This is a genomic window from Frankia sp. CeRuru1 (assembly GCF_977966315.1).
Window position 1 is genome coordinate 1 of record NZ_CDWWEW010000097.1, and the last position, 14,447, is coordinate 14,447.

Sequence of the window (14,447 nt, forward strand, 5' to 3'; positions counted from 1 at the left end):
CCTGATTCCGGGTCCTTGATTCCGGGTCTCATCCCTGGTCTTTGGCCCCTGATCCCGTCGCTCGCCGTTCGCCGCCCGGCTGGCCGGGCCCCGCGACACGGCCGGCTGGACCCGTCCGTGCGGTGGCGTACCGTCGTGTCATCGTCTGCCAGTGCCGGCGGTCCCCGCCAGCAGCGCCGTTGAATTGATCTTCGAGGTCGAGATGCCCGCCCTGCGCTCCCGTACCACCACCCACGGCCGGAACATGGCCGGCGCCCGCGCCCTGTGGCGCGCGACCGGGATGACCGACGATGACTTCGGCAAGCCGATCGTCGCCGTGGCCAACAGCTTCACCGAGTTCGTTCCGGGGCATGTGCACCTGCGTGACCTTGGCCCGCTGGTGGCCGGGGCGGTGGCCGAGGCCGGTGGGGTGGCGCGCGAGTTCAACACCATCGCCGTGGACGACGGCATCGCGATGGGGCACGGCGGGATGCTCTACTCGCTGCCGTCCCGTGAGCTCATCGCCGACAGCGTCGAGTACATGGTGAACGCCCACTGCGCCGACGCCCTGGTCTGCATCTCCAACTGCGACAAGATCACCCCGGGGATGCTGCTCGCGGCACTGCGGCTGAACATCCCGACCGTGTTCGTCTCCGGCGGGGCGATGGAGTCGGGCAATGCGGTCATCTCCGGCGGCACGGCCCGGTCCAGGCTGGACCTCATCACCGCGATGTCGGCGGCGGTCAACCCGGACATCTCGGACGGCGACCTGTCGATGATCGAGCGTTCGGCCTGCCCGACGTGCGGATCCTGCTCCGGCATGTTCACGGCGAACTCGATGAACTGCCTGACCGAGGCGATCGGGCTGTCCCTGCCCGGCAACGGGTCGACCCTGGCCACCGCCGCCGCCCGCCGTGAGCTGTTCGTCGAGGCCGGGCGTCTCGTGGTCGACCTGGCGCGGCGCTACTACGAGAAGGACGATGAGGCGGTCCTGCCCCGGTCGATCGCGACCGCCGCCGCCTTCCGCAACGCCTTCGCGGTCGACGTGGCGATGGGCGGCTCGACGAACACCGTGCTGCATCTGCTGGCTGCCGCTGTCGAGGCCGGCGTCGACATCACCCTCGCCGACATCGACCGGATCTCCCGCACCGTCCCCTGCCTGTGCAAGGTGGCGCCGAGCTCCACCCGTTACTACCTGGAGGACGTCCACCGGGCGGGCGGCATCCCCGCGATCCTCGGCGAGCTCGACCGGGCCGGGCTGCTCGACCCGGACCCGCACACGGTGCACTCGGCGAGCCTGCGCGAGTTCCTCGACCGCTGGGACGTCCGCGGCCCGAGCCCCTCGCCGGGCGCGATCGAGCTGTTCCACGCGGCGCCGGGTGGCGTGCGCACGATTGAGCCGTTCAGCTCCACCAATCGGTGGGACACCCTCGACACCGACGCCAGAGACGGCTGCATCCGTTCGGTCGAGCACGCCTACTCCGCCGAGGGTGGGCTCGCGGTGCTGTTCGGCAACCTGGCCATCGAGGGCGCCGTCGTGAAGACGGCCGGCGTGGACGAGAGCCAGTGGGCCTTCCGCGGCCCGGCGCTCGTGGTCGAGAGCCAGGAGGAGGCGGTCGACGCCATCCTCACCGGGCGGGTCAAGGCCGGGGATGTGATCATCGTCCGCTACGAGGGCCCCCGCGGTGGCCCGGGGATGCAGGAGATGCTCTACCCCACCGCGTTCCTCAAGGGTCGCGGTCTCGGCCCGAAGTGCGCTCTGATCACCGACGGCCGGTTCTCCGGCGGGAGCTCCGGACTGTCGATCGGTCACGTCTCCCCGGAGGCGGCCCACGGCGGGACGATCGCCCTGGTCCGCGACGGGGACATCATCGAGATCGACATCCCGGCCCGCCGGCTGGAGCTCGTGGTCTCCGACGAGGAATTGGCGAGCCGACGCGCGGCGCTGGAGGCGGCCGGCGGCTACCGTCCCACGGGGCGGGAGCGGCCGGTGTCCATGGCGCTGCGGGCCTATGCGGCGATGGCGACCTCGGCCTCCACCGGTGCCGCGCGCGACGTCGGTCTGCTCGGCGGCTGACGAGGCGTCCGAGCGGGCCCGGCTCGGACCGGGTTCGGACCGGGACGGGCTCGGACCGGGACGGGTTCAGACCGGGACGGCGGCGGGGGCGGACGACGGCGTCGCGAGCGTTACGGCGAAATCCCCGTCGGGATCCGTCCACTGCCGCGCCACCGCCCAGCCCGCCAGCGCAAGCTCCGAGGCGATGCCGTCCAGGGTGAACTTGGCGCTGATCTCGGTGAGGATCTCCTCGCCCGGCTGGAAGTCGGCCGTGACGGCGAGGGCCGCGATCGAGACGCGCTGCTCCCGAACGGAACGTAGCCGCATCTCGATCCAGGAGTTCTCGGCGTTCCAGATCGCCACGTGCGCGAATCCGCGGATGTCGAAGTCGCCCCCGAGCTCCCGGTTGATCACCGTCAGTACATTGCGGTTGAAGGCGGCGGTGACCCCGGCACCGTCGTCGTACGCGGCGACGAGGCGGTCGACGTCCTTGACGAGGTCCGTTCCCAGCAGCAGGGCGTCGGAGCTCTCGGCCTGCCCGCGCAGCGTACGGAGGAGGTTCTGCCGCTGCGCGGGGCGCAGATTGCCAACCGTGCCGCCGAGGAAGGCGAGCAGCCGGTGGCCACCTCGGGGCAGCTGGTGCAGATGCCGTTCGAAGTCCCCGACCACGGCCGCCACGGAGAGCCCCGGGTAGGTGGTGAGGATCCCGCGACCCGCCCGCACCAGGGCTGCCTCGTCGACATCGAAGGGGATGAAGCGGCGGAGGTTACCGGCCGCCCGCAGCGCGTCGAGCAGCAGCCTGGTCTTGTCGGAGGTTCCCGATCCCAGCTCGATGAGGGTGTCGGCCGGACAGGCCGCCGCGATCTCGTCGGCGTAACTGACCAGGATGGCCCGTTCCCGCCGGGTCGGGTAGTACTCCGCCAACCGGGTGATCTTGTCGAACAGCATGCCGCCGGTGGTGTCGTAGAACCACTTCGGCGGCAGCTCGCGGGGGCTCGCGGTGAGGCCGGCGAGAACGTCGCGGGCCAGCGTGACGGTGCGATCCGACTCGTGCAGGTGGCGGTCGACGGAGAGGCCCGGGAACGGGATCTCCGCCGTGCCGTTCGCGCCCGTCCCCTCAGGGACGGCATCATCCGCCCGGGCGGTTGTCGGAGTCCTTGGTGTCATGGATGTGCCCTCCATCAACGTGGTGCAACCCACGGTAACCGATCTAGGAGATCATGTTACGAAGAGTGACTTGGTGTGTGTCGGCTACCAGGAGGTGATGGTCCGGAACGTCCACCCAGCCCGGTTCGTCATCGTCTGGTTCGCTTGCGACCAGGACTCCATCTTTCTCCATCCGGTATGACAGGCTGTCCCGCCAGGCGGTCGCCACGATCTGGGTTCCATCCACCACCAGCAGGTTCAGCCGGGCCCGCTCGCCCGGACCCGCCGCGTCCAGCGACAGCACGACCTCGGCGACCGCCTCGGCGAGTGGACGCTTCCCGGCGCGCTCCCACACCAGCGCGGCGAGCAGCGCGGAGTCGCACGTCGAGTCCGGGACCGGAGCGTCGGGCCGGTCGCGCAGCATCCGCCGGACGGCCACCGGGTCGACCCGGCCGTTGTGGCTGAGCAGCCGGTGGCCGTCGGTGAAGGGAGCCGTCGCGCTCTCTTCGACCGGCATGCCGACGGTGGCGCTACGCACGGCCGCCAGCACGCAGCCGGAGGCGACCGCGCCGGCGATCGAGGCGTACGAGGCGTCCGTCCACATCGGCACGGCCCGGCGGAACCGGGCCGGCGCCGCCCGCAGTGCCGGGGCGTACCAGCCGACTCCGAACCCGTCGGCGTTCACCGTGCCGTGGCGCATCCGCCTCGGCGACCACGACTGGCGCAGCAGGCTGTACGGACGCTCCAGGGTCAGCCCCGCCAGGGTCCGTGGCGTTCCGATCCAGGCGAGGTGCCGACACACCGAGGTCTCCTTCGCACACGTGCTCGCTCGTCACCCGGCGTCGCGGGCCAGCCGGAATCCGGCGAAGATCTGCCGGCGGATCGGGTAGTCCCAGTTCCGGAACGTGGCGCGGACGGCGACGGCGTCCGTCGCCCAGCTGCCCCCGCGCAGGACGCGGAAGGACGACTCCCGCCCGGCCTTCGGAAAGAAGACCTCGCTGTACTCCCGGTAGGGATAAGACGCGAAGCCCGGGTACGGCGTGAACCCGCTCGCCGTCCATTCCCAGACGTCCCCGATCATCTGTTCGGCTCCGCAGGGACTCGCGCCCGCGGGATAGGCCCCCAGGGGGGCCGGGCCGCTCGTCCGGTTGCCCAGGTTGGCACGCTCCGGAGTCGGATCGGTGTCCCCCCACGGATACCGCCGTGAACGTCCGGTGACCGGGTCGTAGGCGGCGGCCTTCTCCCACTCGGCCTCGGTCGGCAGCCGCTTGCCGGCCCAGCGGGCATGCGCCTCGGCCTCGTACCAGCACACGTGCTGGACCGGCTCGTCGAGCGGAACCGGCTCGACCCGGCCGAACCGGCGGCGCAGCCAGGTGCCGCCCTCGCGCCACCAGAACGCGGGCGCGCTCAGGCCCTCCGTCTGGCGCCATTCCCATCCCGCCGCCGACCAGAGCCGCTCGTCGTCGTAGCCGTCGGCGTCGATGAAGGCGATCTGCGCCCGGTTGGAGACGGGGATGGTGTCGATCCAGAACGCGGGGAGGTGGACGCGGTGGGCGGGACCCTCGTTGTCGAAGGCCCAGGGATGGGTGCTGGTGCCGAGGGTGAACTCGCCGGCCGGCACGAGGACCTCCGGCCGCGGCACCCGGCGGCCGGGCGGTGGCGCCGCGCCGGGAGCGAGTACCGGCGGTCCCTGGCGGAGCTGGTGCGTGGCGAGCATCGTCTCGTCGTGCATGTGCTCGTGCTGCACGACCATGCCGTAGACGAAGCCGTCGGCGAGCAGCCGTTCCCGCTCCGGTACGGCAGCGGTTTCCGCGGTGGCGCCGGCCACCGGTCCGAACCGGTCGGGTCCGAACCGGTCGGGTCCGAACCGGTCGAGGAGGTCGAGGGTGCGGCCGCGGACCTCGTGCAGGTACGCCCTGGTCTCGGCGGGGCCGAGCAGGGCCAGTCGGCTGCGGCTCGCGCGGCTGTGCCGGAACGCGTCGTAGATGTCGTCGAGCCCCGGCCGCGTCCCGGTGCCGCCGGCCAGCGCGCGCACCAGCCAGAGATCCTCGTAGTTGCCGACGTGAGCGAGGTCCCAGACCAGCGGGGACATCAGCGGCGAGTGCTGGCGGAGGAGATCCTCCGCGGCGATGTCGGTGTACGTGAGTGAACGCCGGCGCGCGGCCCGGAGGGCGTCGGCGACGGTGTCGGCGGTGATCGGCATCGCCTCCTGGGTCGGCATCGCCTCCTGGGTCGGCATCGCCTCCTGGGTCGGCATCGCCTCCTGGGTCGGCATCGCCTCCTGGGCGGCGGCGGTCTCCCGGTCGGCTGGGTCGGCCGGGTCGGCCGGGTCGGCCGGGTCGGCCGGGGACTGGGTCAGACGAGTGAGACGCACCGGTGGGCCTCCTCACGCAGCAGACCGGCCGGGCCGATCGCGAGAAGTCGTTCGGTCAGTTCGTCGGCCGGACATCGGCCGCGGTCGAGGTAGCGCCCGGCGAACGACTCGACCGTCTCGGCGAGATCGGTCGCGCCGCCGCGGCGCAGGGCGCTCACGGCCAGGTCGACGCAGCGCACCGCCGCGCGTCGCAGGGGCTCGTCGGCCATGCCGAGCATCGCCGCGGCCGGCCAGCGATGCGCGACGGCCAGGCACGCCTCGAACGCTCCGTCCGCGGCGACCGGGTCGTCAAGCAGTACCGTCGGCATCGCGACGGCGGCCTGCCAGCCGTCACCTGGTTGCGCGTCGAGGTAGCGCAGCTCCCACCAGCCACGCGGTCGGACCGGCGGGAACACCGTGGTCGCGTGGTAAGAGAGGTCGTCGCGGGTCGGGGGACGGGTGACCGGGCCGCGGCCGGCGAGCCAGTCCCCGAAGGTCGAGCCGTCCCGGACCGCGACGAAATGATGATCGTTTTTGGGGTTGCCGGTCCCAGCGGGATTCCCGACCATCATCAGCTTGGCGTCGAGCAGGTACCGCGCCCACAGGTCGACGAGATCGGGCTCGGTGTCGCCGGACCCCGGGGCCGTGAGGGCGGCCGCGACGGGCCGGGTCCGGCTCGCGTCGATGCCGTCCCACACTGCCTGGCGGGTCGACCGCCATCCGGTCCGGCGGCCGGCGTACGCGGGTGAGGCGGCGAACAGGGCGGTGAGGACCGGGCCGAGAGCGTGGACGAGTTGGAACCGCCGCGCCGCCTCGGCAGGCGAGCCGCCGAGGTCCAGGTTGACCTGGACGGAGGCGGTCGAGCACATCATCACCGTGCCGGACGCCCCGCCCCCGGTCCGGAAATGCTCCTCCATCGCCGCGTACCGGGACGCGGTGGTCTGCCGCATCCCGACGCGCAGGGGATCGACCCCCATGCCGACGAGGGCCAGGCCGTCCACCGCCAGTGCGGAGCGGACCAGGTTCAGATCGGCGGAGGTCGCCCGCACGGCCGCGGTGAGCTCGGCCGGCGGCCCGGACAGCTCCAGCTGGCCGCCAGGCTCGAAGGTGATGCGGCTGCCCCCGGGCAGGACCGGCCCGCCGGGGCCCGGGGTGGTCCCGGGAATCCGGGCGAGGGACGCCAGCGTGCGGGCCGGCGGGATCAGGCAGTGGACCGCCTGCGTGTCGACGACCAGCCACTCCGTCTCGATGCCGACGCATCCTCCCGGTACCGTCGGGCCACCGTTCCCCCGGGTATCCCTATGGCCGTCCCCCCGGGCCGCCTCATCGCCTGTCCCGTGGACCGGCGTGACGCAGCCGGCCGCGAAGGCCCGTACCTGGTCGGTGTCGATCGCCCGCCGCTGTGGCTGTGAGTGAGGGTGTGGTGGTTGCGGCTCGTCATTCCGGATCCCCTCGGGTGTCACGTGGCGTGGCATCCTGTGGCTCCTCTCCGGCACTGCAACTGTTCGACACCGCGCCCGGCGGCGGCCTCTGGTGGGTTCTCCCCTACGCTGCCGGCCCCCTACCCGGCCGCCGTACTCGGTGTCGCCTCGGCCAGCTCGCCGATGGGTGGTATAGATGTGTTTTCAACGTGCTTCTCCCTCGCATATTCCACGCCCTTGACCCTGTCGCTGTTGTGTATTCGATGGAATGGTGACCGGGACGGACCGGGAGTCAGTAGCACGCCGTGATTGACTGACGGCGGAGCCGGTTCCGGGCCCGGAGACAACGCCGAGCGCAACGGCGTCGGGACGGCGCCGGGAGGTGGTGACCGCGGACGTGTCCGATCGGCAGTCAGCGGGACGTTCGGCCATGGCCGAGTACCTGCGGCGCAAGCAGCTGTACGTCGCCGAGCGCGGTGATCATAAACGGCGGGCGATGGCCGTCGCCGGGGCGACAGCGGGTGCCGTCGCCCTCGTCGTCGCCGTGGTCAGCCTCCTGGTCGGGCTGCCCGCGCTCGTGGCCGTGCAGCTCGCGATCATCTCGGCCGTCGTGGTGGTCCTCGTCGCGGCGACCCGGTTTCTCCGGTCCCCGCCGGAGATCGAGGCCTGGCGCGAGGACGCGGAGGCCGAACGCAGCACCGCACGGGCGTTGGACCGTTTGGTCCGGGCCGGCTACACCGTCCTGCACGACCGCGCGCTGGCCGACTCGGCCGGCAATATCGACCATCTCGTCATCGGGCCGTCCGGGGCCTGGGTGATCGAGACCGACGCCCATCCGGGACCGATCCGCCAGAACGCCGCCGGGGTCTGGGCCGGCAAGGTTCCGTTGCGGGCGATGCTGGGGCTGGTCGCGTGGATGGGCGAGGAGGCCACCGCGCAGCTCCTCGCGGAACTGCCGGCGGGCTGGCAGTTGGAGGTCCAGCCGGTCGTGGCCTTCGCCCGCGCGGATCTTCCCGCCGGCCTGGCCCTCGTCGAGGGCGTGCTGTTGCTGCCTGCCACCGGGGTGGCCGACTACGTGCTCTCCGCCGGGGTCGTGCTTCGGCCCATCGACGTGGCGATGCTGGTCGACGTGGCCGAGCGGGTGTTCCCGGCCTATGCGGTGTCGGGACCCCCGCCGTCCTGGCCGGCCCGATCCCGGCTGCGCGGCCTGCTGCGGCGTTGATCAGCCTGCGGTGACGTTGATCAGGGCGATGCGACCCGGTCCGGCCACGGTGCCGGCGGGCGGGATACCGTTGGGTGAAGGTGGCCTACGAAGGAGACGAGATGGTTCGCAAGGTGACCGTGCTGGCTCTACTGGCGAGCGCCGGAGCCGCGCTGACCGCCGTCCGGCGCCGCAGCAGGGGCAAGGAGGAGATCGACCTCTGGCGGGAGGCGACCTCCGCGGCGGGCACCCCGGCCGGCGGGCGCTGAGGTCCGCGGCAAGGCCGGGGTGCCAGCCCGGCCCGGGGGGTCAGCCCGCCGAAGCTTCCAGCTCAGGGCCTCAGCCTCAGAGCTCGACTAGGCCCACGTCGGCGACCAGGGTGCCGACCAGCCCGGCCGGGGCGGCGAGGTGCAGCTCGATGTGCGTCTCCGACACCAGATCCTCGACGACGCGCAGCGGCACGTGGATTGAACCCCGCGCTCCGATCGGGAAGAAGCGCATGGGAACCCCGTTCCGCAGGAGGATCGGGCAGATCAGTTCGTCCGTCGAGTTGCCGCCCCGGAAGTAGAGCGGCTGGGCGGTGATGCCGGCTGGGACGACGTAGCTGAACGACGAGCCAAGCGAAATCGGAACATCCAGACCTTTGCCCTCGAAGGGGACAATGCCCTGCAGGAAGCGAGGAGTTGTGAACATCCGCTCATCCTTCCGCCGGGTATCCGTGTGCATGCTTTCCGTATCTTCCTCTGGGTATTTTCGCTCGGAGCTGTTTCCACCGCGTTACGTCGGCCATCGAGGGAGCGTCGGACGCGGCCCGGATCTCGAGCGTGGCGTGTGCCGACTATAAGGAATCTGCGGGTAAAGACGCTGGTAGGAGGCTTGACCTGGCGTGTGGTGGCGTCGGGAGGCACCGTAGAACCATGACCACCCCGACCTCGCCCCGACCGTCCGACGCCATCGTCCCCGGCGCGGGAGCTGATGCCGACTCCGGGGCGGGTGTGAGCATCGCTCAGGAGTCGAGCATCGACACGTCGCCGCCGTCCGGTCCCTCCTACCTCCCCTCGGTGGTTCCGCACGATCGGCTCGCCGGATGTGCAGCGGCCCATCGGCGTCTACTGGAGGTGGCCGGCCGGCTGGACGACGTCGTCGTGCGCCGTCCGTCGGGCCTGCCGGGCTGGGCGGTCGGTCACCTGCTCACCCACCTGGCCCGCAACGCGGACAGTCACACCCGCATGGTCGAAGCCGCCCGGGCCGGTGGGATCCGGGCCCAGTACCCGGGGGGCGCGCAGCAGCGGGAGGACGGCATCGCCGCCGGTTGCGATCTGCCCGCCGCCCAGGTCCGCGACGACCTGGTGGCCGCGGTGACCCGGCTGGAGCGGGCCTGGGACGGCGTGCAGATCGACGTCTGGCGCACGGGTCTCGGGCACACCGCCACCTATGGCCTGACGACCCTTGCTGATCTGGTCTTCCTCCGCTGGCGGGAGACCGAGATACACCTCGTCGACCTCGATCTCGCCGATCTCGGCGGTCCCGGCTGGGCGGACCTGAGCCCGGCCTATGTCCAGGCCGAATGGGAGTGGACCCTGCGCGGGCTGCCGGCCCGAGTACCCTCGGAGATCACCGTCGTGCTGGCGCCGGGAGACCGGCCGTCGACCGCCGTCGGTCGCGGGCAGCGGCGCGTGGTCGTCGACGCGCCCACCAGGCCGACGCTGCGCTGGCTCGCCGGCCGGGACCCGGACCGGCCGGACTGGCCCACCCTCGCCCCCTGGGAATGACCGGCGCTTTCTCGGACTGACCGGCCGGCTGCTCGGCGTCCCGGACCGGGCTGGCGGGACCCGCGACGGGGCGGGCTTCTTCTGAGGTTTCCGGCTAGCGCGACAATGTCTGCCGTGTTGGACAACAGGGACAACTGGGGTGAGGCGGCGCGCGGGCGACGTGGGGATCGCGGCCGGAGCTTTTCATGATCACGATGGCCTTGTTCAACAACAAGGGCGGCGTCGGTAAGACGACCCTTGCCTACCACCTGGCGCACATGCTGCAGCGCATGGGTCACCGGGTGCTCGCGGTCGATCTCGATCCGCAGGCGAACCTGACCGCCCAGTTCCTCGACGAGGACGAGCTGACCCAGCTGTGGGAGGAGCCGGAGGTCACCGCGTCGTCCGCGCCGAAGTCCATCATCGACCTCGACGCGCGCCTGGTTCGGATTGTCCCCGGTACGGGGACGATGGCGACGGCGATTGGGCCGATCATGGAGGGGGTCGGGGACGTCGCGCTCTTCGATCCGGTGACGATCGAGGACGGCCTGTGGCTGCTGCCCGGTGACGTCGAGCTGAGCGTCTTCGAGGACCGGCTGTCGGCCGCCTGGCCGAACAGCTTCCTCGGCAAGGACATTGCGGCGCTGCGTACGACGACGGCGTTGCACCGGGTCATCGACCATGGTGCCCGCTTGGTCGGCGCCGAGATCGTGCTCATCGACGTGGGGCCCAATCTGGGGGCCATCAACCGGGCCGCGCTGCTGTCCGCCGACACCGTGCTCATGCCACTGGTGGCGGACCTGTTCTCGCTGCGGGGGCTGCGCAACCTCGGCCCCACGCTGCGGGAGTGGCGTTCCACCTGGCAGGGCACGGTGCTGCCGAAGATTCCCGCGCGCATCTCGGCTCCGCGCGGGCTGATGATGCCGATCGGGTACATCGTGATGCAGCCGCCGACGCGGACCGACCGGCCGGCAAAGGCGCACGACCGGTGGCTCGACCGGATTCCCGAGGTGTTCGCGACCTCGGTGCTCACCAGCGGGAACCCCGGACCGCACGACCGTTCCTTCGAGATCGCCACTCTGGGGCACTACGCGAACCTGATCCCGCTGGCGCACGACGCCCGTAAGCCGATGTTCGAACTGCGGGCCGGAGACGGCGCGCTCGGCGGTACGCAGAGCGCGGTGCGGCGGTGCTACTCCGACTTCCGGGATCTCGCGGTCAAGGTGCGGGAGCGGCTGGCCTTCATCGATCCGACCCTGCGCCGGTCCTGACCGACGGGCCGGTTATCCACAGGGTGGCGGTTGGGGGAGTCGCGGCCCGGTTATCCACAGGGCTCCCGCGGGGCACGATGGTCGTAGGCGGGCACTGTGATCGCCGGAAGATCGGATCAACCCGAGCATCGGTGTCCCCCCATGGTTCCCGGGTGGTTCCCGTGCCGGACCAACGTCCGAGGAGACCGTCATGCCGTACGCTTGTGAAGCGCTTCGCCGAGGTGGTCATCGTCGAATGGTTCCGTCCCGGCCGGAGTGCGTCCCTCGGGGGCGTAGCTCAATTGGCAGAGCACTGCCTTTGCAAGGCAGGGGTTAGGGGTTCAAGTCCCCTCGTCTCCACGCGCTGGCTTCGGCTGTTCGCCGCCCCTCGGGCGGCTTCCGATCAGCCGTTATGTCTGCCCGGGGGCGACCCCCGGACCCCCGATGCGGCGTGGCGGTCCGACGGCACCTGGATCCCGGTGCCCGTCGTGCCCGGGGCGTTGCAGGTGTTCTCGGGGACGATCCTCACCCGCTGGACCAACGGTCTGCTGCCGGCCGGCCGGCACCGGGTCGTGGCCGGCGGCAGCGTGACCCGGCAGTCGACCGGGATCTTCTACGCGGAGCTCGCCGAGACCTCCGCCGGCCGCTGACCTGAGCTGCACTGACCTGCGTGGCCTGACCTGGTGGTGGGCCGCGCGGCTCGGCGCGCCGGAGGCGGTCCAGCCGCCCGGTCCACCCGCAAAGCTCCCGCGACGCGCATAAAGCTCAGGTGACGCCCACTGCGGTGCTCTTATACTCTGCCGCATGCCGAGGCTCGTCGAGGTTGAGGCGGCGCGCCGGTCGTTTCTGACCGCGGGGCAGGGTGTGGTCTGGCGGGATGTCGTGCGGCCGGCCGTGCTGGCCTCATGGGAGCGGTCGCGCGCGTACGGCATCGAGCCTGACCGCATCAGGGCACGGTTCCTGGGCCACCCCGAGGTTACGCCTCTGGTGACCTGCGCCGAGGAGGTGTTCGACGGCTTCCTCGCCGGGAGCGCCGAGGTTGCCGCCTCGCTGGTGCTGGTCGACACCGCAGGGGTGGTGCGGGTCCGCCGGGATGGCGACCGTGCCCTTGCCGGGCTGCTCGACGGGGTGTTGTTCGTGCCCGGCTACGGTTACGCCGAGCAGGCCGTCGGTACCACCGCCGCGTCGATCTCCCTGCATGACCAGACCGATATCGCGATCAGCGGTCCGGAGCACTACCACTCCCAGCTGAGGTGTCTCGGCGAGGCCGCCGCGCTGGTGGTGGATCCGCACAGCCGCGACGTCCGCGGCGTGGTGGTGGTCATCTGCCACCAGTCGGACGAGACGACCCTGCAACCTGCGGTGGCGCAGCTGCTCGCCCGTCAGGTCACCGAGCGGATGGCAGCTGAACCCCACCGGCGGTCACAGACGATCCTCGACCGCTTCGCCCGCGCCTGCGGGGACGACCGTACCGGCCACGCCGGCCAGGACAAGGCCTGGGTGCTCGCCACGGACGGGGACTACGTCCTGACCAACGTCGCGGCCTGCCACCTGGAGGTCGGCGACCTGCGGGTGCTCAGCGACCTGGTGCTGGCGAGCCTGTCGCTGCGGGATTTCGCCCGCCAGCATGTGGAGCTGCCCTCCGGCGGCTGCGCCGAGGTGGTGACCGAGGCGGTCCAGCTCGGCGATGACGTGGTCGGATGCCTGCTCACGGGGGCGCCGACCGGTGCCCAGCGGTCGGCCGAGCCGGCCGAGGCTGTCCGGCGTCAGGGTTCGCACGTCGCACCGATGGTTCGACGCGACTACGCGCAGGACCTCAGAGGACCCGGCCACGCCCAGAAGGAGCACGCCGAGGCGCGGATCCGGGCGAATCGGGAGTTGCTGTCCCCGTTCCTGCGGGCGCGGCGGGAGGTGGTCGTCAGCATCCAGCAGGGCCGTAACCACCTGCTGATCGGCGAGCCGGGAGTGGGCAAGCAGACTCTGGTGATCAACGAGTTCCGGCAGGCGTACGGGTCGGGTCGGGTCGTGACCGTGGACTGTAGATCGTTTGCGGCTGAGCGGAGCGGCGCACCCGAGCAGAGCAGCGCCCGGACGCCTCCTGGTACGCGACTGCTCACCGGCGCCGGCGACCGGCCGCACCTGCTGGTGCTGCGCGGGATGAACCTGCTCACCCCGATCGCCGCCCGGTGCCTGGACGAGACGCTGCGACCGCTGGTCGCGCTGCCCTCGCCGCCGCTGCTCGTCGGGTGCATCGACACGCCGGCGGTGGACGCGACCCGGCCTTACGGGCTGCTCTTGCGGCACTTCCACGAGATCACCCGGGTGCCCGCCCTACGCTACCGGGCCGACGAGATCGGGGAAATCGCGCTGTCGATCCTGCACAAAATCGCGGCACGCCGTTCGCTGCGGCTCAGTCTGCAGGTCATCCGGGTCCTGGAGGGGTACGCCTGGCCCGGCAACATCAGCGAGCTCCAGGACGTCCTCAGGTACGTCGTCACGCGCAAGCCGATCGGAGAGGTTCAGCCCCCGGACCTGCCCCAGCTGTGTTTCCAGGGCAGAGCGCGCAAGATGTCGATGCTTGAGGCCGCGCAGTGCGACGCGATCATCCAGGCGCTGTACGAGTCCCGCGGCAACCGCTACAAGGCCGCCGCCATGCTCGGTATCGCCCGTTCCTCCCTCTACCGCAAGATCGACGCATTCGGCATCAGCTATATCGCCTGACGGGCGGCGGAGAAGGTCGACCAAACCCGCCCCGCCGCAGAACCGTCCCGGGCTGGAGACGGGCTCAGACCCGGTTGATGACAACCTTCAGCGCCTCGTTCGCCGCCGCGTTCCGGAACACCTCGTAGGCCTCGTTCACCTGATCGAAGGTGAACGTGTGCGTGCCCATCTTCTCGGCCGGAATCCGGCCGCTGGCGACCATTTTGAGCAGGGTGGGGATCGAGACGGTGTCGACGAGCCCCATGGTCAGGCTCAGGTTCTGGATCCACAGGTCCTGCATCGGCAGTTCCACCGGCGTGCCGTGCACACCCACGTTGGCGATCGTGCCGCCGGGCCGCACCAGCGACACCGCCGTCAGCAACGTCTCCGGATAGCCCACCGCCTCGATGGCGACATCGACGCCGAGCCCGTCGGTGAGCGCGATGGTTTCGGCGACCGTGCCGGGGCCGACCTCCACCACATCGGTGGCGCCGAACTCCAGCGCCTTGTCCAGCCGGAACTTGTTCGAGTCGATCGCGATGACCTTCGACGCGCCCCACAGGCTGGTCGTCAGAATCGCCGAGAGCCCC

13 protein-coding genes and 1 tRNA gene are annotated in these 14,447 nt (G+C 71.2%); 8 read left to right on the forward strand and 6 right to left on the reverse strand.

Going from position 1 to position 14,447, the window contains the following annotated elements; translation table 11 throughout:
* Window positions 1-202: 202 nt before the first annotated feature.
* Window positions 203-2,056: a dihydroxy-acid dehydratase gene (ilvD, locus tag AC08OP_RS09745; RefSeq protein WP_476613903.1), complete on the forward strand. Its 1,854-nt coding sequence runs from the start codon at window positions 203-205 to the stop codon at window positions 2,054-2,056.
* A gap of 66 nt (window positions 2,057-2,122) precedes the next feature.
* Here ilvD and egtD read toward each other — a convergent pair whose 3' ends face one another.
* The 4 genes from egtD to egtA form a co-directional block, all read right to left on the reverse strand.
* Entirely contained in the window at window positions 2,123-3,202 is a 1,080-nt protein-coding gene (egtD, locus tag AC08OP_RS09750) for an L-histidine N(alpha)-methyltransferase (protein ID WP_476613896.1), read from the reverse strand.
* A 43-nt stretch (window positions 3,203-3,245) separates the two neighbouring features.
* Window positions 3,246-3,983: an ergothioneine biosynthesis protein EgtC gene (gene egtC / locus AC08OP_RS09755; protein WP_462187115.1), complete on the reverse strand. Its 738-nt coding sequence runs from the start codon at window positions 3,981-3,983 to the stop codon at window positions 3,246-3,248.
* Between the two features lie 30 nt (window positions 3,984-4,013).
* Window positions 4,014-5,384 carry an ergothioneine biosynthesis protein EgtB gene (egtB, locus tag AC08OP_RS09760; RefSeq protein WP_476613904.1) on the reverse strand — a complete coding sequence of 457 codons (1,371 nt, stop codon included), beginning with the start codon at window positions 5,382-5,384 and terminating at the stop codon, window positions 4,014-4,016.
* A gap of 152 nt (window positions 5,385-5,536) precedes the next feature.
* Entirely contained in the window at window positions 5,537-7,009 is a 1,473-nt protein-coding gene (egtA, locus tag AC08OP_RS09765) for an ergothioneine biosynthesis glutamate--cysteine ligase EgtA (protein ID WP_476613897.1), read from the reverse strand.
* Window positions 7,010-7,385: 376 nt separating this feature from the next.
* Between egtA and AC08OP_RS09770 the strand changes: the two genes are divergently transcribed.
* Both AC08OP_RS09770 and AC08OP_RS09775 read left to right on the forward strand, forming a co-directional pair.
* Complete coding sequence (locus tag AC08OP_RS09770; RefSeq protein ID WP_462188791.1) at window positions 7,386-8,177, forward strand: nuclease-related domain-containing protein; 792 nt, start codon at window positions 7,386-7,388, stop codon at window positions 8,175-8,177.
* 101 nt (window positions 8,178-8,278) lie between these two features.
* Window positions 8,279-8,425: a DLW-39 family protein gene (locus AC08OP_RS09775; protein ID WP_476613898.1), complete on the forward strand. Its 147-nt coding sequence runs from the start codon at window positions 8,279-8,281 to the stop codon at window positions 8,423-8,425.
* Window positions 8,426-8,501: 76 nt separating this feature from the next.
* On the opposite strand, the gene AC08OP_RS09780 is transcribed toward AC08OP_RS09775, so the two are convergent.
* Entirely contained in the window at window positions 8,502-8,849 is a 348-nt protein-coding gene (locus AC08OP_RS09780; RefSeq protein WP_462188790.1) for a molybdopterin oxidoreductase, read from the reverse strand.
* Window positions 8,850-9,073: 224 nt separating this feature from the next.
* Between AC08OP_RS09780 and AC08OP_RS09785 the strand changes: the two genes are divergently transcribed.
* The 5 genes from AC08OP_RS09785 (at window position 9,074) to AC08OP_RS09805 (ending at window position 13,878) form a co-directional block, all read left to right on the forward strand.
* Window positions 9,074-9,928 (forward strand): maleylpyruvate isomerase family mycothiol-dependent enzyme, encoded by an 855-nt coding sequence (locus AC08OP_RS09785; RefSeq protein WP_476613899.1) that lies wholly within the window; start codon window positions 9,074-9,076, stop codon window positions 9,926-9,928.
* A gap of 185 nt (window positions 9,929-10,113) precedes the next feature.
* Window positions 10,114-11,178, forward strand: a complete 1,065-nt coding sequence (locus tag AC08OP_RS09790) for a ParA family protein (RefSeq protein WP_476613900.1) — start codon at window positions 10,114-10,116, stop codon at window positions 11,176-11,178.
* Between the two features lie 266 nt (window positions 11,179-11,444).
* Window positions 11,445-11,517: transfer RNA gene (locus tag AC08OP_RS09795), tRNA-Ala, on the forward strand.
* Between the two features lie 113 nt (window positions 11,518-11,630).
* Window positions 11,631-11,807: a 2OG-Fe(II) oxygenase family protein gene (locus AC08OP_RS09800; protein ID WP_476613905.1), complete on the forward strand. Its 177-nt coding sequence runs from the start codon at window positions 11,631-11,633 to the stop codon at window positions 11,805-11,807.
* Between the two features lie 154 nt (window positions 11,808-11,961).
* A complete protein-coding gene (locus AC08OP_RS09805) occupies window positions 11,962-13,878 on the forward strand; it encodes an AAA-type ATPase lid domain-containing protein (protein ID WP_476613901.1) in 1,917 nt (638 codons plus the stop codon).
* 64 nt (window positions 13,879-13,942) lie between these two features.
* Here the strand turns inward: AC08OP_RS09805 and AC08OP_RS09810 are convergent.
* Window positions 13,943-14,447, reverse strand: a 505-nt coding sequence (locus tag AC08OP_RS09810; protein ID WP_476613902.1) for a zinc-binding dehydrogenase, incomplete at its 5' end; no start/stop codon positions are given.